The organism is Kitasatospora sp. NPDC030952, assembly GCF_055571335.1.
Window position 1 is genome coordinate 267,032 of sequence record NZ_JBVIFM010000005.1, and the last position, 20,690, is coordinate 287,721.

Annotated in this window: 21 protein-coding genes; 5 read left to right on the forward strand and 16 right to left on the reverse strand. The window is 72.6% G+C overall.

Annotation, left to right across the window (positions count from 1 at the left end; all coding sequences use genetic code 11):
- Window positions 1-131: 131 nt before the first annotated feature.
- Entirely contained in the window at window positions 132-1,928 is a 1,797-nt protein-coding gene (gene leuA / locus ACZ47G_RS12935) for a 2-isopropylmalate synthase (protein ID WP_380455459.1), read from the reverse strand.
- Between the two features lie 335 nt (window positions 1,929-2,263).
- Here leuA and ACZ47G_RS12940 point away from each other — a divergent pair, with 335 nt between their 5' ends.
- Both ACZ47G_RS12940 and ACZ47G_RS12945 read left to right on the forward strand, forming a co-directional pair.
- Window positions 2,264-3,286 (forward strand): M4 family metallopeptidase, encoded by a 1,023-nt coding sequence (locus ACZ47G_RS12940; RefSeq protein ID WP_465741884.1) that lies wholly within the window; start codon window positions 2,264-2,266, stop codon window positions 3,284-3,286.
- A gap of 160 nt (window positions 3,287-3,446) precedes the next feature.
- Window positions 3,447-3,713, forward strand: a complete 267-nt coding sequence (locus ACZ47G_RS12945; RefSeq protein WP_188304439.1) for a protealysin inhibitor emfourin — start codon at window positions 3,447-3,449, stop codon at window positions 3,711-3,713.
- Window positions 3,714-3,757: 44 nt separating this feature from the next.
- Here ACZ47G_RS12945 and era read toward each other — a convergent pair whose 3' ends face one another.
- The 15 genes from era to hrcA form a co-directional block, all read right to left on the reverse strand.
- On the reverse strand, window positions 3,758-4,687 hold the full coding sequence (gene era, locus ACZ47G_RS12950; protein ID WP_049651090.1) for a GTPase Era: 930 nt from the start codon (window positions 4,685-4,687) through the stop codon (window positions 3,758-3,760).
- 59 nt (window positions 4,688-4,746) lie between these two features.
- Entirely contained in the window at window positions 4,747-4,929 is a 183-nt protein-coding gene (locus ACZ47G_RS12955; RefSeq protein WP_360228745.1) for a hypothetical protein, read from the reverse strand.
- A 54-nt stretch (window positions 4,930-4,983) separates the two neighbouring features.
- A complete protein-coding gene (locus ACZ47G_RS12960; RefSeq protein WP_380455463.1) occupies window positions 4,984-5,337 on the reverse strand; it encodes a cytidine deaminase in 354 nt (117 codons plus the stop codon).
- A 38-nt stretch (window positions 5,338-5,375) separates the two neighbouring features.
- A complete protein-coding gene (locus ACZ47G_RS12965; protein WP_465741887.1) occupies window positions 5,376-5,927 on the reverse strand; it encodes a DUF4383 domain-containing protein in 552 nt (183 codons plus the stop codon).
- 38 nt (window positions 5,928-5,965) lie between these two features.
- Window positions 5,966-6,202: a hypothetical protein gene (locus ACZ47G_RS12970; RefSeq protein ID WP_465741888.1), complete on the reverse strand. Its 237-nt coding sequence runs from the start codon at window positions 6,200-6,202 to the stop codon at window positions 5,966-5,968.
- 33 nt (window positions 6,203-6,235) lie between these two features.
- Complete coding sequence (locus tag ACZ47G_RS12975) at window positions 6,236-7,561, reverse strand: hemolysin family protein (RefSeq protein WP_465741890.1); 1,326 nt, start codon at window positions 7,559-7,561, stop codon at window positions 6,236-6,238.
- A gap of 19 nt (window positions 7,562-7,580) precedes the next feature.
- Window positions 7,581-8,075: an rRNA maturation RNase YbeY gene (gene ybeY, locus ACZ47G_RS12980; protein ID WP_030061268.1), complete on the reverse strand. Its 495-nt coding sequence runs from the start codon at window positions 8,073-8,075 to the stop codon at window positions 7,581-7,583.
- Between the two features lie 14 nt (window positions 8,076-8,089).
- On the reverse strand, window positions 8,090-9,115 hold the full coding sequence (locus tag ACZ47G_RS12985) for a PhoH family protein (protein ID WP_465742088.1): 1,026 nt from the start codon (window positions 9,113-9,115) through the stop codon (window positions 8,090-8,092).
- Window positions 9,116-9,395: 280 nt separating this feature from the next.
- Entirely contained in the window at window positions 9,396-10,319 is a 924-nt protein-coding gene (locus ACZ47G_RS12990) for a ribonuclease Z (protein ID WP_465741892.1), read from the reverse strand.
- Window positions 10,320-10,325: 6 nt separating this feature from the next.
- Complete coding sequence (locus ACZ47G_RS12995; RefSeq protein WP_465741894.1) at window positions 10,326-10,679, reverse strand: histidine triad nucleotide-binding protein; 354 nt, start codon at window positions 10,677-10,679, stop codon at window positions 10,326-10,328.
- A gap of 55 nt (window positions 10,680-10,734) precedes the next feature.
- Window positions 10,735-11,478 carry an RDD family protein gene (locus ACZ47G_RS13000; RefSeq protein ID WP_465741896.1) on the reverse strand — a complete coding sequence of 248 codons (744 nt, stop codon included), beginning with the start codon at window positions 11,476-11,478 and terminating at the stop codon, window positions 10,735-10,737.
- A gap of 117 nt (window positions 11,479-11,595) precedes the next feature.
- On the reverse strand, window positions 11,596-14,832 hold the full coding sequence (locus ACZ47G_RS13005; RefSeq protein ID WP_465741898.1) for a S41 family peptidase: 3,237 nt from the start codon (window positions 14,830-14,832) through the stop codon (window positions 11,596-11,598).
- An 82-nt stretch (window positions 14,833-14,914) separates the two neighbouring features.
- Window positions 14,915-15,664 (reverse strand): 16S rRNA (uracil(1498)-N(3))-methyltransferase, encoded by a 750-nt coding sequence (locus ACZ47G_RS13010; RefSeq protein ID WP_465741900.1) that lies wholly within the window; start codon window positions 15,662-15,664, stop codon window positions 14,915-14,917.
- Window positions 15,665-15,742: 78 nt separating this feature from the next.
- A complete protein-coding gene (gene dnaJ / locus ACZ47G_RS13015) occupies window positions 15,743-16,882 on the reverse strand; it encodes a molecular chaperone DnaJ (protein ID WP_400661811.1) in 1,140 nt (379 codons plus the stop codon).
- A gap of 75 nt (window positions 16,883-16,957) precedes the next feature.
- Window positions 16,958-17,992, reverse strand: a complete 1,035-nt coding sequence (hrcA, locus tag ACZ47G_RS13020) for a heat-inducible transcriptional repressor HrcA (protein ID WP_465741903.1) — start codon at window positions 17,990-17,992, stop codon at window positions 16,958-16,960.
- 266 nt (window positions 17,993-18,258) lie between these two features.
- Between hrcA and htpX the strand changes: the two genes are divergently transcribed.
- Genes htpX through ACZ47G_RS13035 form a run of 3 tightly spaced genes read left to right on the forward strand, consistent with a single transcriptional unit; the run spans window position 18,259 to window position 20,648 of the window.
- A complete protein-coding gene (gene htpX / locus ACZ47G_RS13025; RefSeq protein WP_465741905.1) occupies window positions 18,259-19,179 on the forward strand; it encodes a zinc metalloprotease HtpX in 921 nt (306 codons plus the stop codon).
- Window positions 19,180-19,205: 26 nt separating this feature from the next.
- A complete protein-coding gene (gene pspAB / locus ACZ47G_RS13030) occupies window positions 19,206-19,790 on the forward strand; it encodes a PspA-associated protein PspAB (protein ID WP_465741907.1) in 585 nt (194 codons plus the stop codon).
- Window positions 19,791-19,814: 24 nt separating this feature from the next.
- Window positions 19,815-20,648, forward strand: coding sequence for a DUF3097 domain-containing protein (locus ACZ47G_RS13035; RefSeq protein ID WP_465741909.1), 834 nt, complete (start codon window positions 19,815-19,817; stop codon window positions 20,646-20,648).
- The last annotated feature ends 42 nt before the right edge of the window (window positions 20,649-20,690 follow it).

Here is a 20,690-nt window from a genome sequence, read left to right on the forward strand (position 1 = left end):
CCACGGTTACCGGCACGTGTCAGTACCTCGAACGGCTTCCGATCCGAAAAAATGTGGCGCAGGCCACAACGGGCGGCGCACAGGGCGAAGGGCCGCCCGTGGGACGGCCCTTCGCGTACCACCCGTACGAATTAGCCGCGCTGCGAGCGGTTGACGGCACTGATCATCGCCTTCAGCGAGGCCAGCACGGTGTTGCCGTCGATGCCCACGCCCCACAGCACCTTGCCGTCCACCGCGCACTCCACGTACGCGGCGGCCTGGGCGTCGCCGCCCTCGCTCAGCGCGTGCTCGGCGTAGTCCAGCACCCGTACGTCCACGCCGATCCGGGCCAGCGCGTCCGCGAAGGCCGAGACCGGGCCGTTGCCGGTGCCGGACAGGGTCACCGGGGTGCCGTCCACCACGGCCTGCGCGGTCAGCGCGTCCCGGCCGTCCTCGGTGGTCAGGGTGCGCGAACCGGCCAGCGACAGCCGGCCCCACGGGTTGCCGGTGGTCGGCAGGTACTCGTCCTCGAAGACCCGCCAGATCTCCGCCGGGCTGACCTCGCCGCCCTCGGCGTCGGTCTTGGCCTGGATGATCCGGGAGAACTCGATCTGCATCCGGCGCGGCAGGTCCAGCTTGTGGTCGTTCTTCAGGACGTACGCCACCCCGCCCTTGCCGGACTGGCTGTTGACCCGGATGACCGCCTCGTAGGTGCGGCCGACGTCCTTCGGGTCGATCGGCAGGTACGGCACGCCCCAGGTGTGCTCCTCCACCGGCACTCCGGCGGCCTTCGCGTCCGCCTCCAGGACCTCGAAGCCCTTCTTGATGGCGTCCTGGTGCGAGCCGGAGAAGGAGGTGTACACCAGGTCGCCGGCGTACGGGTGGCGCGGGTGCACCTCCATCTGGTTGCAGTACTCGGCGGTGCGGCGCACCTCGTCGATGTCGGAGAAGTCGATCTGCGGGTCGATGCCCTGCGAGAACAGGTTCATCCCCAGCGTCACCAGGTCGACGTTGCCGGTCCGCTCGCCCTGCCCGAACAGGCAGCCCTCGATCCGGTCCGCACCCGCCATGTAGGCCAGTTCGGCGGAGGCCACCGCGGTGCCCCGGTCGTTGTGGGGGTGCACCGACAGGCAGACGAACTCACGGCGGGACAGCCGGCGCGACATCCACTCGAACTGGTCGGCCTGGACGTTGGGGGTGGCCCGCTCGATGGTGGCCGGCAGGTTCAGGATGATCTCGCGGCCCTCGCCCGGCTGCCAGACGTCCATCACCGCCTCGCAGACCTCCAGCGCGAAGTCCAGCTCGGTGTCCACGAAGATCTCCGGCGAGTACTGGTAGCCGAAGACGGTGTCGTCGCCCAGCAGCTTCTCCGCGTACTCCATCACCAGCCGGGTGCCGTCGACGGCGATCGCCTTGGTGGCGGCCTTGTCGTTGCGGAACACCACCCGGCGGAACAGCGGCGCGGTCGCGTTGTACAGGTGGACGGTCGCCCGCGGGGCGCCGACCAGCGACTCCACGGTCTTCTCGATCAGCTCCTCGCGGGCCTGGGTCAGCACCGAGATGGTGACGTCCTCCGGGATCGCCCCCTCCTCGATCAGCGACCGCACGAAGGCGTGGTCGGTGGCCCCGGAGGACGGGAAGCCGACCTCGATCTCCTTGTAGCCCATGGCGACCAGCAGGTCGAACATCTTCCGCTTGCGGGCCGGGGACATCGGGTCGATCAGCGCCTGGTTGCCGTCCCGCAGGTCGGTGGAGAGCCAGCGCGGCGCCTTGGTGATCACCTGGTCCGGCCAGGTGCGGTCCGGCAGGTCGACGGTGCCGAACGGCAGGTAGCGCCCGGTGCGCATGCCCGAGGGCCGCTGGCGCACCGAGGCGGCGGTGATCGGGGTCGGCCGGTCGACGAAGGCGCGAGCGGCGGGGACGGACGCGGCGGAGGTCTGCTCGGTCATGGAGGGGACTCTCGGCTTCCTGTGGATGCGTGGTGCGGGCGGGTCGGGAGGGATCAACACCGACTGGCCGGCCTCTGCTGCGCCGCGCGATACACCGTTGGATCGCCGATTCCGCGCACAGCTCGTTCCCCGCGGCGAGGGAGCCGGCCCCAGTGGACTACAGGCCCTCGACGCGGCAGCTAAGAAGAAGCAGCCCGTTGCGCATGATGTGGCCCAGCGTAACCCAGGCCCGCGCGCCCCCGAAGTGATCCGGGCTCCCGTTCCACTCCTTGAGACGGTGGCCGGTTCGACCCGAGCTGGTGACAACCGGTCATCGAAGCCTCACTCTGGGCCACATGACTGCAGCAGTACCGATCTGCGCGATCGTCCCGCCGTACGTCCTGGACCGCCTCGCCGAGGCCGGTCACCAGCCCGCCGTCCACTCCCTCGCCCTCGACGCCGCGCACCGCGCGGCCCGCCTCGCCGCTCCCCCGCCGGCCGCCGCCGACCCCGGCCTCAGCCGGGTGATCGCCGACGCCGGGCACGGCCAGCGCCTGCCCGGGCGCACCGTCCGCACCGAGGGCCAGTCCCCGGTCACCGACGCCTCCGTCAACCACGCCTACGACGGCCTCGGCGCCACCTTCGCCCTCTACTCCGAGGCCTTCGGGCGCGACTCGATCGACGGCCGGGGGCTGCGGCTGGACGCCAGCGTCCACTACGGCCGCAACTACGACAACGCCTTCTGGAACGGCTCCCAGATGGTCTTCGGCGACGGCGACGGGCGGATCTTCGGCGACTTCACCGCCTGCATCGACGTCATCGGCCACGAACTCACCCACGGCGTCACCCAGTTCACCGCCGGCCTGGACTACCAGGACCAGCCCGGCGCGCTCAACGAGTCGGTCTCCGACGTCTTCGGCTCGCTGGTCAAGCAGTACGCGCTGCACCAGGACGCCGCCGGCGCCGACTGGTTGATCGGCGCCGGACTGCTCGCCCCCGGCGTCCAGGGCGTCGCGCTGCGCTCGATGAAGGCCCCCGGCACCGCGTACGACGACCCCCAACTCGGCAAGGACCCGCAGCCCGCGCACATGCGGGACTACGTGGACACCACCGAGGACAACGGCGGGGTGCACATCAACTCCGGCATCCCCAACCACGCGTTCTACCTGCTGGCCACCTCCCTCGGCGGCCGGTCCTGGGAGCGCGCCGGGCGGATCTGGTACGACACCCTGACCGGCGGCAGCCTGCCCGCCGACGCCGACTTCACCGCCTTCGCGCGCGCCACCGTGGCCGCCGCCAAGGCCCGTTACCCCGACCAGGCCTCGGTCGCGGACACCGTGACGGCCTCCTGGGCGCAGGTCGGCGTCAGCCCCGGCTGACGGGGCGGCGGCCCGGCGGCCCGGCGGCCGACCGGGGACGAACCGGGGGCGGCCGGTTCGCCGCCGGTCGGGAGCGGATCGAGACCGGCCGGACGGGGCCCAAGGTCACGGTCGGGGAAAAGTGCCGCAAAAGCCTTCCCTGGGTAGCACCATGGACACCATGCGTATCCAGGTGACCCGGACCGGCGGCCTCGCCGGAATCGTCCGCCACGCGGAGCTCGACACCGTCGACCGCACGGACGCCCCGCACGTCCACGCGCTCGCCCGCGAAGCCGTCGCGGGCGGGCTGCGCGCGCCCTCGTACGGGGTGCCGGACGGCTTCCACTACGAGATCACCGTCGACGGACGGACGGTGTACTGCGCCGACCCCAAACTCACCGACTCCCAGCGGGAGCTGCTGTCCCTGGTGCTGCGCGAGGGGGCGTGACCCCTCGCGCAGCCCGCTCGGACTCCCTGGTCAGAGGCCGAGGGTCAGAAGCCGAGCTTGCGCAGCTGCTTGGGGTCGCGCTGCCAGTCCTTGGCCACCTTGACGTGCAGGTCCAGGTAGACCGGCGTGCCCAGCAGCGCCTCGATGTGCTTGCGGGCGGTGGTGCCGACGTGCTTGAGCCGCGCGCCCTTGGCGCCGATCACGATCGCCTTCTGGCTCTGCCGCTCGATGTAGACGTTGGCGTGGATGTCCAGCAGCGGGCGGTCGGCCGGCCGGCCCTCGCGCGGCAGCATCTCCTCGACCACGACGGCCAGCGAGTGCGGCAGTTCGTCCCGCACGCCCTCCAGGGCGGCCTCGCGGATCAGTTCGGCGACCATGATCTGCTCGGGCTCGTCGGTGAGGTCGCCCGCCGGGTAGAGCTGGTCGCCCTCCGGCAGCAGCTTGGTGAGCAGGTCGGCGACCAGCTCCACCTGCTTGTCGCCCACCGCGGAGACCGGGATGATCTCGGCCCACTCGAAGCCCAGCTCGATCCCGAGCTGGTGGATGGCGATGAGCTGCTCGGCCAGCCGCTTGGAGTCGACCAGGTCGGTCTTGGTGACGATGGCGACCTTGGGGGTCTTCTTGATCCCGGCGATCTCCTTGGCGATGAACTTGTCGCCGGGGCCGATCTTCTGGTCGGCGGGCAGGCAGAAACCGATCACGTCGACCTCGGCCCAGGTGGTGCGGACCAGGTCGTTGAGGCGCTCGCCGAGCAGGGTGCGCGGCTTGTGCAGGCCGGGGGTGTCGACCAGCACGAGCTGGGCGTCCGGGCGGTGCACGATGCCGCGCACGGTGTGCCGGGTGGTCTGCGGGCGGTCGGAGGTGATCGCGACCTTCGTCCCCACCAGGGCGTTGGTCAGGGTCGACTTGCCCGCGTTGGGACGGCCGACGAAGCACGCGAACCCGGAGCGGTACGAGGAGGAAGGGGCATTCATGGGCTCCATTCTCCCTGATCACCGGAGCCCCGCCGTCCGGGGTCGGCTGACCCCCGCGGTCAGCCCTTGCCGCCGCCCCGTCCGACCAGTGAGAACACCACCAGCAGCAGCAGGAAGGCGAGTGAACCCCAGAGCCAGTAGACCGTGCCGGTCTCCTGCCACTTGCCCATCCCCATCACGAACAGCACCAGCCCGGCGACGAACGCCAACGCCCCCATGCCCCAGCCCCTCACCGAGTCCACTCCCCCGGTGAGATTATCGGCTGAATGCATGGGGGCAGGGCCCGCCAGGGCCTCTCAGCGGGCCTGGGCGGACACCCGCAGCGCCCCGTCCGGGCCGGCCAGCAGCACCGGCGTCCCGGCCCCGCCGAGGTCCCGCACCGCCGCCAGATCGGCCTCGGCCGGCTGCTCCGCCTCGCTCACCACGGCCGCCGCCTCCAGCGACTTCGCACCGCTGGCCGCCGCCATCGCCACCGCCACCTGCAGCGCGCTCAGCCGCAGCGACTCCAACGCGACCGTCCCGGCGACATAGGTGCGGCCGGTCTCGTCACGCACCGCGGCCCCCTCGGCCACGCCGTTGCGGGCGCGGGCCGAGCGGGCCAGGGTGATGATCTTCTTGTCTTCGGGGTCGAGCTCGACGATGTCACTCATGCCGCCGAGCATAGGCGGCCCCCTACCCGCGCCACAGCTCAGTGGCCGACCGGGCGGGTGCGCCCCGGGTTGGGGTTGAGGACCTTGACGAAGGTCTTCGCGGCGCCGGACGGCAGCGGCTCCTCGTGCGAGGTCCGCTCCCGCCAGAACGGGTTGTCGTGCGGCAGATGGCTGCTGACCCGGCCGTACATCCCGAAGGTGGTCACGACGATCCCGAAGACGAACGCGAACAGCACGTTCGACATCCGGAAGTTGAGGATGTTCGCGTCCGGCCGGCCGAGCACCGTCAGCCCGTAGAAACCGGACAGGACGAACAGCACCCCGACCACCATGTTGAGGTTGGACGCGAAGTTCCCGCCGATCACCGCGCCGGCCACCAGGACCGCGCCCGCCACGATGGACAGGATGCTCAGCGCCCCGTTCGTCGACAGCCCGGCGATCCGGTCACCGTGGGTGGCCAGGAAGCCGGGGTGGTCGGTCAGCCCCAGGATCCCGAACACGATCAGGAAGATCCCCCCGAGCCCCGCCCCGACCCGCCACACCAGGGCGAGCCGGCGATCGACGGTCGGCAGTTCGTCTTGCAGCTTCATGGCGACCTCCAGAGCTCGGCCATGACCGAAAGGCACGTCTAGCTGTACGGGTGGCTCCCCTGCATGTGCGGCGTCTCGTGCATGTAGAGCGAGCCGCACTGCTGGCAGCAACGCAGCCCGGTGCCCCAGTCCTGTTCGGGCCGCGTCTCGGCGTCGTCGGGCATGGTCCGGCCGCAGAGCGCGACCGACGGGTCCTCGTCCCGCACCACGTGCCAGGACTTGACTCCGCCGGCCGCCCCCTGCGGGCCGTACTCCGCGCGAAGTTTGTGCGTCATGCCCTCCATGTTCGCGCGGCGACCGCCCACCCGCTACTCGCCCGCGGCCTGCGCCGTCTCCCCCGCCCGGCGCACCGGCGAGGCGACCATCGAGCCGATCCGGTTGCGGCGCCCGGCCGAGGACTCGGCGGTCAGCAGGATGCCGGTCAGGCCGTCCACGGCCGGCTCGGGCAGCGGGATCTCGCAGGCCGAGCCGGGGATCGGCACCCGGCCGAGGTGCTTGGCCAGCAGCCCGCCGACGGTCTCGACGTCCTCGTCCTCCAGCTCGATGCCGAACAGCTCGCCCAGGTCCTCCACCAGGAGGCGGGCGGTGATCCGGTACGAGCCGTCACCGAGGTCCTCGATCGGCGCGATCTCCCGGTCGTACTCGTCGGTGATCTCGCCGACGATCTCCTCCAGCACGTCCTCGATGGTGACCAGGCCGGCCGTGCCGCCGTACTCGTCGATCACGATCGCGACGTGCGAGCGGCGCTGCTGCATCTCGCGCAGCAGGTCCCCGGCCGGCTTGGAGTCCGGGACGAACACGGCCGGGCGCATCACCGCGCCGACCTCCTCGGCCTCCGCCTCGCGGTTGATGTGGGTGCGGCGCACCAGGTCCTTGAGGTAGACGATGCCGACCACGTCGTCCTCGTTGTCGCCGACCACCGGGATCCGCGAGAAGCCCGAGCGCAGCGCCAGGGTGAGCGCCTGCCGGACGGTCTTGTGCCGCTCGATCATCACCAGGTCGGTGCGCGGCACCATCACCTCGCGCACGATGGTGTCGCCCAGTTCGAAGACCGAGTGCACCATCCGGCGCTCCTCGTCCTCGATCAGGTCGTCCTTCTCGGCCAGGTCGACCAGCGCGCGCAGCTCCGCCTCGGAGGCGAACGGCCCCTCCCGGTAGCCCTTGCCCGGGGTCAGCGCGTTGCCGAGCAGGATCAGCAGCCGTGGGATCGGGCCGAGCACCGCGGCCAGCGGCAGCAGCACGAAGGAGGCCGCGGTCGCGGTGGAGATCGGGTGCTGGCGCCCGATCGTGCGCGGCGAGACGCCCACCGCGACGAAGGACACCAGCACCATCACCCCGAAGGCCAGCAGCACGGCCTGCCAGGTCGGGTGGATGTTGCGCACGCACACCGCGGTGACCAGCACCGCGGCCGCCATCTCGCTGGCGACCCGGATCAGGGTCGCCAGGTTGAGGTAGCGGAACGGGTCGGAGGCGACGGCCAGCAGCCGCGCGGAGCCGCGCCGCCCGTTGCGCACGGCCTCCTCCGCCCGGAACCGGGAGACCCGGGAGACGCCCGCCTCGGCGCACGCGGCCAGCCAGCCGAGCACGACCAGGGCCACGGCGCCGAGGATGAAGCTCGTACTCTCACCACTCACAGGGGTTCGGGCTCCGCGCTCAGTGGGTGGTGGGGGCCGGGGAGATGCCGCCGAGGCCGCGGCCCGCCCGCCAGTCGTCCAGGATGCGCTTCTGGAGGGCGAACATCTCTTCCTCCTCCTCCGGCTCCTCGTGGTCGTAGCCGAGGACGTGCAGCACCCCGTGGACGGTGAGCAGCTGGAGCTCCTCGTCCATCGAGTGCTTGGAGGGGGCCGCCTTGCCCTGCTGCTCGGCGACCTCGGGGCAGAGCACGATGTCGCCGAGCAGGCCCTGCGGCAGCTCCTCGCCCTCCTTGCCGGGACGCAGCTCGTCCATCGGGAACGACATCACGTCGGTCGGTCCGGGCAGGTCCATCCACTGGATGTGCAGCTCCTCCATCGCCGCACCGTCCACCAGGATCACGGACAGTTCGGACTGCGGGTGGATCCGCATCTTGTCCAGGGCGAAGCGGGCGACGTCGAGGATGGCTTCCTCATCGGCGTCCCAACCGGACTCGTTGGCGATGTCGATCGACATGACGGGCTGTGTGCTCAGCTTTCGGTGCGATGGGACTGTCGGGGTGCGCGCGCCGCGGCGGTCTTGCCGGGGCGCCGCTGGGCGGGCTTGCGGGGGGCCGGGGTGTTCTCCTCGGCCTCCTGCAGCGCGTCCCAGCGCTCGTAGGCGTCCACGATCCGGCCGACCAGCTTGTGGCGGACCACGTCGGTGCTGGTGAGGACGGAGAAGTGGATGTCCGGAACGCCGGCCAGGATCTCCTGGACGACCTTGAGGCCGCTGCGGGTGCCGCCCGGGAGGTCGATCTGGCTGGTGTCGCCGGTGACCACCACCCGGGAGTTGAACCCGAGGCGGGTGAGGAACATCTTCATCTGCTCGGGCGAGGTGTTCTGGGCCTCGTCCAGGATGATGAAGGCGTCGTTGAGGGTGCGGCCGCGCATGTACGCGAGCGGGGCGACCTCGATGGTGCCGGCCGCCATCAGGCGCGGGATGGAGTCCGGGTCCATCATGTCGTGCAGCGCGTCGTACAGCGGGCGCAGGTACGGGTCGATCTTCTCGTAGAGGGTGCCGGGCAGGAAGCCCAGCCGCTCCCCCGCCTCGACCGCCGGGCGGGTCAGGATGATCCGGTTGACCTCCTTGGCCTGGAGGGCCTGGACGGCCTTGGCCATCGCCAGGTAGGTCTTGCCGGTGCCGGCCGGGCCGAGGCCGAAGACGATCGTGTGCTTGTCGATCGCGTCGACGTAGCGCTGCTGGTTGAGCGTCTTGGGGCGGATCGTGCGGCCCCGGTTGGACAGGATGTTCGCGGTGAACACCTGGGACGGCGCCGGGCTGTCCGGGCCCTCCTCGCGGAGCATGGCGATGGAGCGCTCCACGGAGTCCTCCGTCAGGGGCTGGCCGGTGCGCAGCACCAGCATCATCTCGTTGAAGAGCTTCTGCACGAGGGCGACCTCGGCACGCTCCCCGGTGGCGGTCACCTCGTTGCCGCGGACGTGGATGTCGGCGGCGGGGAAGCCCTGCTCGATCACGCGCAGCAGCGAGTCCGCCGTGCCGAGCAGGGTGACCATCGGGTGCTTCTCGGGGATGACGATCCGGGCGCTCACACGGGCGTCGTCCGCCGGTTCGGGGCGCGACTGTCCGTCGGTACGGGTCTGCGATGTGTCACTCATGGGTCGGCGCTGGGCCTGCCTCATCCCATCCGTGGTGTCGTGTGCCGCTCGGTCTCTCCGGGGCACCAGGGTACGCCGCGAGCGTGATCGCCGCGGCGGGCGGCGGGGCCGCACCCGACGATGCTGCGGCAGATCGCGGGGCGGCGCGAGCCCTTTTCCCGAGGAGGCCGTGCACCGTTCACCGGTGGCGGCGGGCGGGGACGGGCACCCGGGCGAGGTCCTCGGCGAGCACCAGCTCCCCGTCGAAGTGCTTGCGGGCGTCGGCCAGGTGCTGGCCGAGGTCCGGGTAGCGCTGGGAGAAGTGGGTCAGCACCAGGGTGCGCGCGCCGGCTTCGGCGGCGACCTTGGCGGCCTGTCCGGCGGTGAGGTGGCCGTGGTCTTCGGCGAGCTGGGCGTCGGCGTCGGTGAAGGTCGCCTCGACCACCAACAGGTCGGTGCCCTCGGCGAGTTGGTGCACCCCTTCGCAGAGCCGGGTGTCCATCACGAAGGCGAACCGCTGGCCCGGCCGGGGCTCGCTGACCTCGTCCAGGGTGACGGTACGGCCGTCCACCTCGACCGCGCCCTCGTGCTGGAGCCGGCCCACGGCCGGGCCGTGCACGCCGGCGGCGGCGAGCCGCTCGGGCACCAGGCGGCGGCCGTCCGGCTCGGACAGCCGGTAGCCGAAGGACTCCACCGGGTGGTCCAGCCGGACGGCGTCCAGCGCGAACCGGGCGCCGGGCGCGGGCAGCGGGCCGGACTCGTCGATCGGCCGGGGCCGCAGCACCGCGGTCTCGTGGTAGGCGGTGGCGTAGCGCAGCCGCTCGAAGTAGACCTCGCCGGAGGCCGGGAAGTAGACGTCCACCGGGTGCGGGACCCGGTCAAGGTTGATCCGCTGGATCACCCCGGCGAGTCCCAGCGAGTGGTCGCCGTGGAAGTGGGTCACGGCGATCCGGTTGATCTGGGTCGCCGAGACCCCGGCCCGCAGCATCTGCCGCTGGGTGCCCTCACCGGGGTCGAACAGCAGGCCCTCGCCGTCCCAGCGGAGCAGGTAGCCGTTGTGGTTGCGGTGCCGGGTGGGCACCTGGCTGGCGGTGCCGAGGACGACGAGTTCGCGCTGCGACACCTGGGATCAGACCATGCTCTCGGACATCCGCGTCCCGCCGAGCACGTGCACGTGGGCGTGGAAGACGGTCTGCCCGGCGCCCGCACCGGTGTTGAAGATCAGCCGGTAGTCCTCGATGCCCTCGTCCCGCGCCACCGCGCCCGCCTCGGCGATCAGTTCGGCGGTGATCCCCGGCTCGGCGGCGGCCAGCGCCGCGGCGTTCGGGTAGTGGACGTGCGGGATGACCAGGACGTGCACGGGGGCCTTGGGCGCGATGTCACGGAAGGCGAGCACGCGCTCGGTCTTGCGCACCACGGTCGCCGGGATCTCGCCCGCCACGATCTTGCAGAACACACAGTCGGACTGCGGCTCGCCGGCCATCGGATTCTCCTCGGGTCACTGGGTCTTCGCTGACGTGGGGCCGTACGGGCGCAGCCTAGCCGAGCCGCGCGACGGCCTGCTGGTACTCCCGCAGGTGCTTCCAGCGCACCGAGCGCATGCCGACGACGTCCCCCTCGGAGATGTCGAAGTCCTCGGAGATGATCACCACCGCCAGGAAGACGAAGCCGAGCAGCCAGCGCCGGGTCAGCCGCCAGGTGTTGGGTCGCATCACCCGCTTGCGGCGCACCACCCGCATGGCCAGGATCCCCTTGCCCACGCTGAAACCGGTCAGCCGGGCGAGCACCACCTGGTTGAGGAACGAGGTCAGCAGGCTGACGCCCAGGAACGCCACCCAGAACGGCACCACCGGGTTGTGGACGGCGGCGTGGCCGGCCGCGTGCACGACGGGCTTGGCGTGCTCCGCGGTCTTGTCGTCGGCGACGGCGGCGGCGAAGCCGACGCTCAGGGCGAGGACGAAGTCGAGCACGATCGCCAGGAACCGCCGCCCGCCGCCCGCCTCCCTGGGGCACGGCGGCAGCGCGGGCCGCGCGTACGGCTGCTGGTACGGCTCCTGCTGGTACGGCTCTTGCTGGTACGGCTGCGGCGGGTACGGCTGCTGGTGCGGCTGCTGCTGGTACCCCTGCGGGTACGGCTGCGGCGGCGCCTGCTGGTACCCCTGCTGCTGCGGGTACGGCTGCTGGTACCCCTGCGGCGGCTGCTGCCCGTACGGCCCCTGGCCGTACGGGTTCGGCCCGTACCCCTGCTGCGGGTACTGCGGCGGCGGATAGCCCTGAGCCATGGTGTGCTCCCCCGTGAGCTGTCGATCAGATCATGATCGCGATCAAGAACAGCCCCGCATCCTACCCACGCCCGCGGCGGCGGGAGGCCGGCCCCCGCCTCCCGCCGCCGCCCCCGGCTACGCCCAGGGCAGCGGAGGCGCGGTGCGGGCCGGGGTGGCGGCCAGGCCGTCGAGGGCGATCCGCACGCCCTCGTCCAGCTGGGGGTCCTCGCCGGCCGCCCAGTGGTGCGGGGCGAACGGCACCTCGACGTCCGGGTCGACGCCGTGGTTCTCCAGGCCCCAGCCGTAGTTCTCCAGCCACATCGCGTACTTGGGCTGGGTGACCAGGGTGCCGTCGACCAGCTGGTACCTGCTGTCGATGCCGATCACCCCGCCCCAGGTGCGGGTGCCGACGACCGGGCCGATCCCGAGCGCCTGGATGGCGGCGTTGACGATGTCGCCGTCCGAGCCGGACAGCTCGTTGGCGAGCGCGACCACCGGCCCGCGCGGGGCGTCCATCGGGTAGGGCACCCGGCTGTCGGTGTCCCGGATGGCGTACCAGCCGATGATCCGCCGGGCCAGCTTCTCTATCACCAGCTGCGAGGTGTGGCCGCCGCGGTTCTCCCGGACGTCCACGATCAGGCCCTCCTTGGCCATCTCGGTGCTCAGGTCGCGGTGCAGCTGGGCCCAGCCGGCCGTCTGCATGTCGGGGATGTGCAGGTAGCCGAGCCGCCCGCCGGACAGCTCCCGCACCTCGGCCCGCCGACCGGCCACCCAGTCGTGGTAGCGCAGCGCCGTCTCGTCCGCGAGCGGGACGACCACGGGGTGGCGCCGGTCGGTGCCGTCCTTGCCGGCCACGGTCAGCTCGACCGGCTGCCCGGCGGTGCCGGCCAGCAGCGGGGCCGGGCCGGTGACCGGATCCACCGGGCGGCCGTTGACGGCCAGCAGGGCGTCCCCCGGGCGGATCGCGGCGCCGGGCGCGGCCAGCGGCGAGCGGGCCCGGGGGTCGGAGGACTCGCCGGGCAGGATCCGGCCGATCCGCCACTGCTCGCCGTCCCGGACCAGGTCGGCGCCGAGCAGGCCCTGGCGCCGGGCCGGCTCGGTGTAGCGCCCGTACGGGACGACGTAGGCGTGCGAGGTGCCGAGTTCGCCGTGCACCTCCCAGAGCAGGTCGACCAGTTCGTCGTGCGAGCCGACCCGCTCGACCAGTGGCCGGTAGCGGTCCCGGATCCCCGCCCAGTCGAGGCCGCCGAGGTCGGGGCGCCAGAAGTTGTCCCGCATCAGCCGGCCGTTCTCGGCGTACATCTGCCGCCACTCGGCGGCCGGGTCGACGGTCACCCGCAGCCGGGCGAGGTCGACGGCGGTCTCGTCGTCCTCGCCGGAGGCCTTGCGGTCGGACGGGACGATCCGCAGGGCGCCCTCGTCCAGCACGGCCACCCGGGCGCCGTCCCCGCTGACCGCGAACCCGTCGAGCCCGTGCACCAGTTGCTCCACCCGGCGCTTCCCGAGGTCGAAGCACTCCAGCACCGGCCGGGGCCGCTCGTCGTCCAGGGAGGCCGCCTCGTCGCCGAGTTCGCCGAGCAGCGGCGCCCTGGTCCACAGCACCCCGTCCTTGGCGGCGCGCAGCGCGTGGAACCGGCCACCCTCGACCGGGAAGGGGACGATCCGGTCGGCGATGCCGTCCAGGTCCACCCTGGTGGCCGGCGCGGCCCCGTCCGTCGCCTCCTCGCCGTCCGCCTTCCGGGCCTTCGGTTCGTCCTCCTCCCCACCGAGCGGGCGCCCGGCCCGCTGCGGGCCGAACGGGGACGGCGTGTCGGCGGCGAGGGTGACCAGGTACGGGCGGCAGCCGTTCGGGAAGGACAGGTCGAAGGCGTGCGCGTCGTAGACCGGGTCGAAGTTGCGCACCGACAGGAAGGCCAGGTAGCGGCCGTCCGCGGTGAAGGCCGGCGAGGTGTCGACGAAGCGCTGCTGGGTGAGCTCGCCGACGGTGCGGGTGGCCAGGTTCGCCAGCACGATCTGGCGCAGCGAGTACGGGCCCATCCGGTGCACCGGGCGGGACCACGCCAGCCAGGCCGAGTCCGGGCTGAACGCCAGCCCGCTGACCTCGCCGTCGGTGCTGCGGTCCAGCTCGTGCACGGCGCCGTCGGCCAGCCCGACCAGCAGCACCCGGCCGTCGTGCACGCCCAGCGCGGCCTGCTTGCCGTCCGGGGAGACCACCAGCGAGTTGACCCGGCCCAGCCGCCCGGCGGCCAGCCGGCGCCGCTCGGGGTCGTGGACGGCGGGGGCGTACTCCAGGGCGTCCTCGCCCTCGGCGTCGGACACCCAGAGCACGCCCTGGGCGCCGTCCTCGCCCGGCACCACCCGGACCAGCCGGGCCCGCACGCCCGGGGTCTCGTCCAGCACCCGGGCCGGGCCCTCCCGGTGGGTCAGCCAGTGCACGCTGCCGCGCACCACCACGGCGCTGGCCCGGCCGGTGCGGTCCGGGGCGACGGAGTCCAGCCAGTACGCGGCGGGTACCGGGTGGGGGCGGCGGCCGGCCCGCGACCCGGCCGGCCGGACGTCCAGGCGGCGCGGGACGGCGGTGTCCAGGTCGTCCAGCAGCCAGAGGTCGCCGGCCCGGTGGAAGACCACCCGGGTGCCGTCGGTGGTGGCGTTGCGGGCGTAGAAGCCGTCCGGGTCGGTGCTGTGGCGGCGCAGGTCCGAGCCGTCCGGGCGGCTGGACCACAGCTCGCCGACGCCCTCGTGGTCGGACAGGAAGGCGATCCGCCCGCCCACCCACAGCGGGGAGTCGAGCTGCCCGTCCAACTCCTCGTGGATCCGGGTGAAGCGGTCCTGCCCGATCCACAACTTGCCCGCCCGGCCGCCCCGGTAGCGCTTCCACCAGGCCGGCTCGCGATTGTTGACGGTCACCAGCAGCACCTGGTCGCCGTCCGGCTCGAAGGCCAGACCGCCGACCGGCCCGTAGGGCAGCCGGGCCGGCTCGCCGCCGTCCAGCGGCACCGCGTGCGCCCAGCAGCGCCGCGCCCCGGACTCGCCCGCGCCGGTGGTGGCGATCGGGCGCCCGTCGGCCGTCCAGCCCTGCACCCTGGTCTCGGCGTCGCCCCAGTACGTCAGCCGCCGGGACGGCCCGCCGTCCACCGGCACCACGTGCACCTCGGGGGCGCCGTCCCGGGTGGAGGTGAAGGCGATGTGCCGCCCGTCCGGGGAGAACCGCGGGTGGTGCACCGGCAGGTGGTCGGCCGTCAGCCGCCAGGCCCGGCCGCCGTCCAGCGGGGCGAGCCACAGGTCGTCCTCGGCGACGAAGGCGGCCAGGTCACCGTGCAGATGGGGGTGGCGCAGATAGGCGCCGGCGGAGGTGCTCAGGGAGTCCGTCACCCGGTCAGCGTAGGCAGACGCGGGTACGGGCCGCTCCGTTTTCCGCAGACTCCCGCCGGGCGCACGGGAGTTGCGGGTGGGGTCAGGCCCAGCGGCCGGTGCGCCCCAGCAGCAGCGCCCCGGCGGCCACCCCGGCGGTCGAGGTGCGCAGCACCGACGGGCCCAGCCGGTACGGCTTGGCCCCCGCCTCGGCGAACGCGGCCAGCTCCTCCGGGGAGACCCCGCCCTCCGGGCCGACCACCAGCACGATGTCCCCGCCGGCCGGCAGCGCGGCCTGCGCCAGCGGCTCGGCGCCCTCCTCGTGCAGCACGGCGGCCAGGGCGGCCCCGGCCAGCAACGGCGCCAGCTGCCGGGTGGTCATCGCCTCGCGCACCTCAGGGAAGCGCAGCCGGCGGGACTGCTTGCCCGCCTCCCGGGCGGTGGCCCGCCACTTGGCGAGCGCCTTGGCGCCGCGCTCGCCCTTCCACTGGGTGATGCAGCGCGAGGCGGCCCAGGGGACCACCACGTCCACGCCGACCTCGGTCATGGTCTCCACGGCCAGTTCGCCGCGGTCGCCCTTGGGCAGCGCCTGGACGACGACGATCCGCGGCGACGGCTCCGGCTCCCGCCGCACCGCGGCCACCGTGACCTCGATCGCGTCCTTGCCGAGCACCTGGGCGACCGTGCCGTCCACGCCGAGTCCCAGCCCGTCCGCCAGGGTCACCGCCTCGCCGACCGCCAGCCGCTTCACCGCCGCCGCGTGCCGCCCCTCCGCCCCGTCGAGCCGCACCACGGCCCCGGGCACGGCGGCGGCGATCCGCTCGGTCTCGACGACGAAGACGGGCGCGGTCATGACGGGAACCTCCGGGGTTGGAACGGAACACACGGAAGGGGTGCCGGGGACCAGCCCCCGGCACCCCTCCGCTGACGACTACCGGCCGTTGAAGGCGTCCTTCAGGCGCGAGAACAGGCCCTGCTGGCCCGGCGCGAACTGGCCGGACGGCCGCTCCTCGCCGCGCAGCACGGCGAGCCGGCGCAGCAGCTCCTCCTGCTCGGCGTCGAGCTTGCCGGGCGTCTGCACCTCGACGTGCACTATCAGGTCGCCCCGGCCGCCGCCGCGCAGGTGGGTGATGCCCCGCCCGTGCAGCGGGATCGACTGGCCGGACTGGGTGCCGGGCCGGATGTCGACCTCCTCCAGCCCGTCCAGGGTCTGCAGCGGCACCTGGGTGCCGAGCGCGGCGGCCGTCATCGGGATGGTGACGGTGCAGTGCAGGTCGTCCCCGCGCCGCTGGAAGACCGTGTGGGTGGTCTCGGCGATCTCGACGTACAGGTCGCCGGCCGGGCCGCCGCCGGGGCCGACCTCGCCCTCGCCGGCCAGCTGGATCCGGGTGCCGTTGTCCACACCGGCCGGGATCTTGACCGTCAGGGTGCGGCGGGCCCGCACCCGGCCGTCGCCGGCGCACTCGGGGCACGGGGTCGGCACGACGGTGCCGAAGCCCTGGCACTGCGGGCACGGGCGGGAGGTCATGACCTGCCCCAGGAAGGAGCGGGTCACCTGGGAGACCTCGCCCTTGCCGCGGCACATGTCGCAGGTCTGCGCGGAGGTGCCGGGGGCCGCGCCCTCGCCGCTGCAGGTGGTGCAGGTGACGGCGGTGTCGACCTGGAGTTCCTTGGTGGTGCCGAAGGCGGCCTCCTCCAGGGTGATCTCCAGCCGGATCATGGCGTCCTGGCCGCGGCGGGTGCGCGAGCGCGGGCCGCGCTGGCCGGCCGCGGCGCCGAAGAAGGCGTCCATGATGTCGGAGAAGCCGAAGCCCGCCGCGCCGGCGCCGAAACCGCCCGCGCCACCGCCGCCGGGCGACAGCGGGTCGCCGCCGAGGTCGTAGACCTGGCGCTTCTGCGGGTCGGAGAGCACCTCGTAGGCGGCGTTGATCTCCTTGAACCGCTCCTGCGTCTTCGGGTCCGGGTTGACGTCCGGGTGCAGTTCGCGTGCGAGGCGCCGGAACGCCTTCTTGATCTCGTCCTGCCCCGCATCCCGTCGGACGCCGAGTACCGCGTAGTAGTCCGTGGCCACCAAATGCTCCGCTTGTTCCGCCTGTAGAAGTGCGACTGGGACACCGCCGCCGGGTTTTCCGACGGCGGCTGCTTGCTACGACTCGGCCAGGATCTGACCCACGTACCGTGCCACCGCTCGCACCGCCCCCATTGTGCCCGGGTAGTCCATCCGGGTCGGACCGATCACACCCAGTTTGGCCACGCTCTCGTCGCCCGAACCGTAGCCGACCGAGACGACCGAGGTGGAATTCAGCCCCTCGTACGCGTTCTCCCGCCCGATCCGGACCGTCATCGCGGCGTCCGTGGTCTCACCCAGGAGGCGGAGCAGGACGACCTGCTCCTCCAGGGCCTCCAGCACCGGCTGGATGGTGAGCGGGAAGTCGTGTCCGAAGCGGGTCAGGTTGGCCGTGCCGGCCAGCATGATCCGCTCCTCGTTCTGTTCGGCGAGCGCCTCGAACAGCGTCGCCAGGACGGTGCTGACGGTCGGCCGGTCGACCTGTTCGAAGGCCGCCGGGAGTTCCTCCAGCAGCCCGGGGACGTCCGGCAGCCGCTGGCCGGCCGCCCGCGCGTTGATCCGCGCGCGCAGGTCCGCCAGGACCGTCTCGCCGACCGTGCCCGGGCAGTCGACCATCCGCTGCTCGACCCGGCCGGTGTTGGTGATCAGCACCAGCATCACCTTGGCCGGGGCCAGCGCCACCAGTTCGATGTGCCGGACGGTGGAGCGGGTGAGCGAGGGGTACTGCACCACCGCGACCTGCCGGGTCAGCTGCGCGAGCAGCCGCACCGTGCGGGTGACCACGTCGTCCAGGTCGACGGCGCCGTCCAGGAAGTGCCGGATCGCCCGGCGCTCCGGGGAGCTCATCGGCTTGATCTCGGCGAGCTTGTCGACGAACAGCCGGTAGCCCTTGTCGGTGGGGATCCGCCCGGCGCTGGTGTGCGGCTGGTGGATGTACCCCTCCTCCTCCAGCGCCGCCATGTCGTTGCGCACCGTGGCCGGGGACACCCCGAGGTTGTGCCGTTCCACCAGGGCCTTGGAGCCGACCGGCTCCTCCGTCCCGACGTAGTCCTGGACGATCGCGCGCAGCACGGCGAGCTTGCGGTCGTCCAGCTGGCGGACCTCACCGGCCATGGGGCACGCACCTCCGTCTTCGCACGTTGTCGGTCTGTGATGCTGCGAGCCGCTCCGAGAAGGGCCCCGACCCTGGCACTCTGCACACCCGAGTGCCAAAACCGTACCTGCCAGTGTACGGCCCGGGTCCTACCGCAGGAACGGCCCGGCCGGGGTGATCCTGCCCGCAGTTCCGGACGGCCGCGCGACACTCCGCGTGCGCGGGTGGTGCTCCGGGGCCGTCCGGGTGGCAGCATCGAAAGCGACGGCGAACGGAGGAGCAAGCAATGTCGAGCTCGGGCCAGCACACCCGTTTCGCGCCCGACCGCGGCCTGACCGGCCGCATGGTCGCGACGATGTTCGTGATCGGGCTGCTGTACGTCGGTTTCACGGGCCTGCTGATCGCGCTGCTGCGCGGGGCCTGGCCGCTGATCGTGCTGATCTCCGGCGGGCTGTTCGTGGCCCAGTTCTGGTTCAGCGACAAGATCACCGAGCGGGCCATGGGCGCCCACCAGGTGACCGAGGAGCAGTACCCCCAGCTGCACGGCACCATCGACCGGCTCTGCGCCCTGGCCGACATGCCCAAGCCCCGCGTGGCGGTCGCCGACAACGACATGCCGAACGCCTTCGCCACCGGCCGCAACCCGCAGAACGCCGTGGTGTGCGTCACCACCGGCCTGCTGCGCCGGCTCGAACCCGAGGAGCTGGAGGGCGTCCTCGCCCACGAGCTCTCGCACGTCGCCCACCGGGACGTCGCGGTGATGACCATCGCCGGCTTCCTCGGCGTGCTCGCCGGCGCGATGACCCGGATCGCCATGTACGGCGGGTTCATGGGCGGCAACCGCAACAGCAACGACCAGAACGCGGCCATCGCGGCGCTGATCATCCCGCTGGTGTCGATCGTCGTCTACGCGATCAGCTTCCTGCTCACCCGGCTGCTGTCCCGCTACCGCGAACTGGCCGCCGACCGGGCCGCCGCCCAGCTCACCGGCCGGCCCAGCGCGCTGGCCTCGGCCCTCACCAAGGTCACCGGGCAGATCGCGGCCATCCCCACCGAGGACCTGCGCAAGTCGCAGCCCTACAACGCCTTCTACTTCGCCCCCGCGCTGAGCGCCAGGGAGACCGCCTCCCAGCTGTTCTCCACCCACCCGACGCTGGAGAAGCGACTGGCCCAGCTGGCGAGGATCTCCGAGCAGCTCGGCCGCTGACCCCGTTCCGACCCGGAAGGACCGCCGTGGGATTCCTGGACGCCCTGTTCGGCCGCACCAAGCCCGTCAAGCCCGACCTGGACCAGCTGTTCGGCGTGCCGTCCGCCGCGCTCACCCTGGAGGCCGGGGCCGGGTTCCTCCCCACCGGGCTCGGCTCGGTCTGCTTCGCGGCCGTCGAGGGCGCGGCCTTCGTCCAGGTGGAGCAGCAGGTCCGGGCCCTGCTGGACGCCGACACCGAGCGCGGCGGCGTCCCGGTGGAGGCCTCCAAGGACGGCTACGGCTACTCCTGGCTGCTCACCCGGCACACCTCCGAGGAGCTGCCGGAACTGGTGAACGACCTGCACGCGGTCAACAGCGAGCTGGAGGCGAACGGCTTCGGGCCGCAGCTGCTCTGCTCGCTGGTCGCCTTCCGCAACGCGGAGGGGCAGTCGCTGGCCCTGGTCTACCTCTACAAGCGCGGCACCTTCTACCCCTTCGCCCCGATGCCCGGCGGGGGCGAGCGGCGCAACAGCCCGCTGGAGCTCCAGGTCAACGCGATGCTGGGGAACGACCTGCGGCTGGAGAAGGACCTCAGCCGCTGGTTCCCGGTCTGGGGCGCGCCGGGCCTCTGACGGGCCGTCCGTAGACTCGCCGGTATGCGCAGCCACCAGTACGGACCCGACCTCACCCCGCCGTGGAAGAAGCAGCAACCGGCGCCCGAGGTGCCCGCCGAGCGGGACCTGGTGGTCGAGGAGGCGGCCACCGGCTACTGCGGGGCGGTGGTGCGCTGCGAGAAGACCGCCGAGGGGTTCACCGTCACCCTGGAGGACCGCTTCGGCAAGCACCGGGTCTTCCCGATGGTGCCGCGCGGCTTCCTGCTGGAGGGCCGGGTGGTCACCCTGATCCGCCCGAGCGCCCCGGCCGCCCCCCGCACCCCCGCCCGCACCGCCTCCGGCTCCCTCGCCGTCCCCGGCGCCCGGGCCCGGGTCGCCCGCGAGTCCCGGATCTACGTGGAGGGCCGGCACGACGCCGAGCTGGTCGAGCGGGTGTGGGGCGACGACCTGCGTATCGAGGGCGTGGTCGTCGAGTACCTCCAGGGCATCGACGACCTCCCCGCGATCGTCGCCGACTTCGCCCCCGGCCCCGGCCGCCGCCTCGGCGTCCTGGTCGACCACCTGCTCCCGGGCACCAAGGAACACCGCATCGCGGCCCAGGTCACCGGCGACTCGGTACTGGTCGTCGGCCACCCCTACATCGACATCTGGCAGGCCGTGAAGCCGTCCAGCGTCGGCATCCCCGCCTGGCCCGCCGTCCCCCGCGGAGAGGACTGGAAGGAGGGCACCTGCCGCCGCCTCGGCTGGCCGGTGGACACCCCGGCCGCCTGGAAGCGGATCCTCTCGAAGGTGAACTCCTACAAGGACCTGGAGCCCGAACTCCTGGCGAAGGTCGAGGAGTTGATCGACTTCACCGCCCTGCCGGGCCAGCAGTAGGACCCTCGGCGCTCGCGCACTCGAGGTGGTCGCGCGAACACG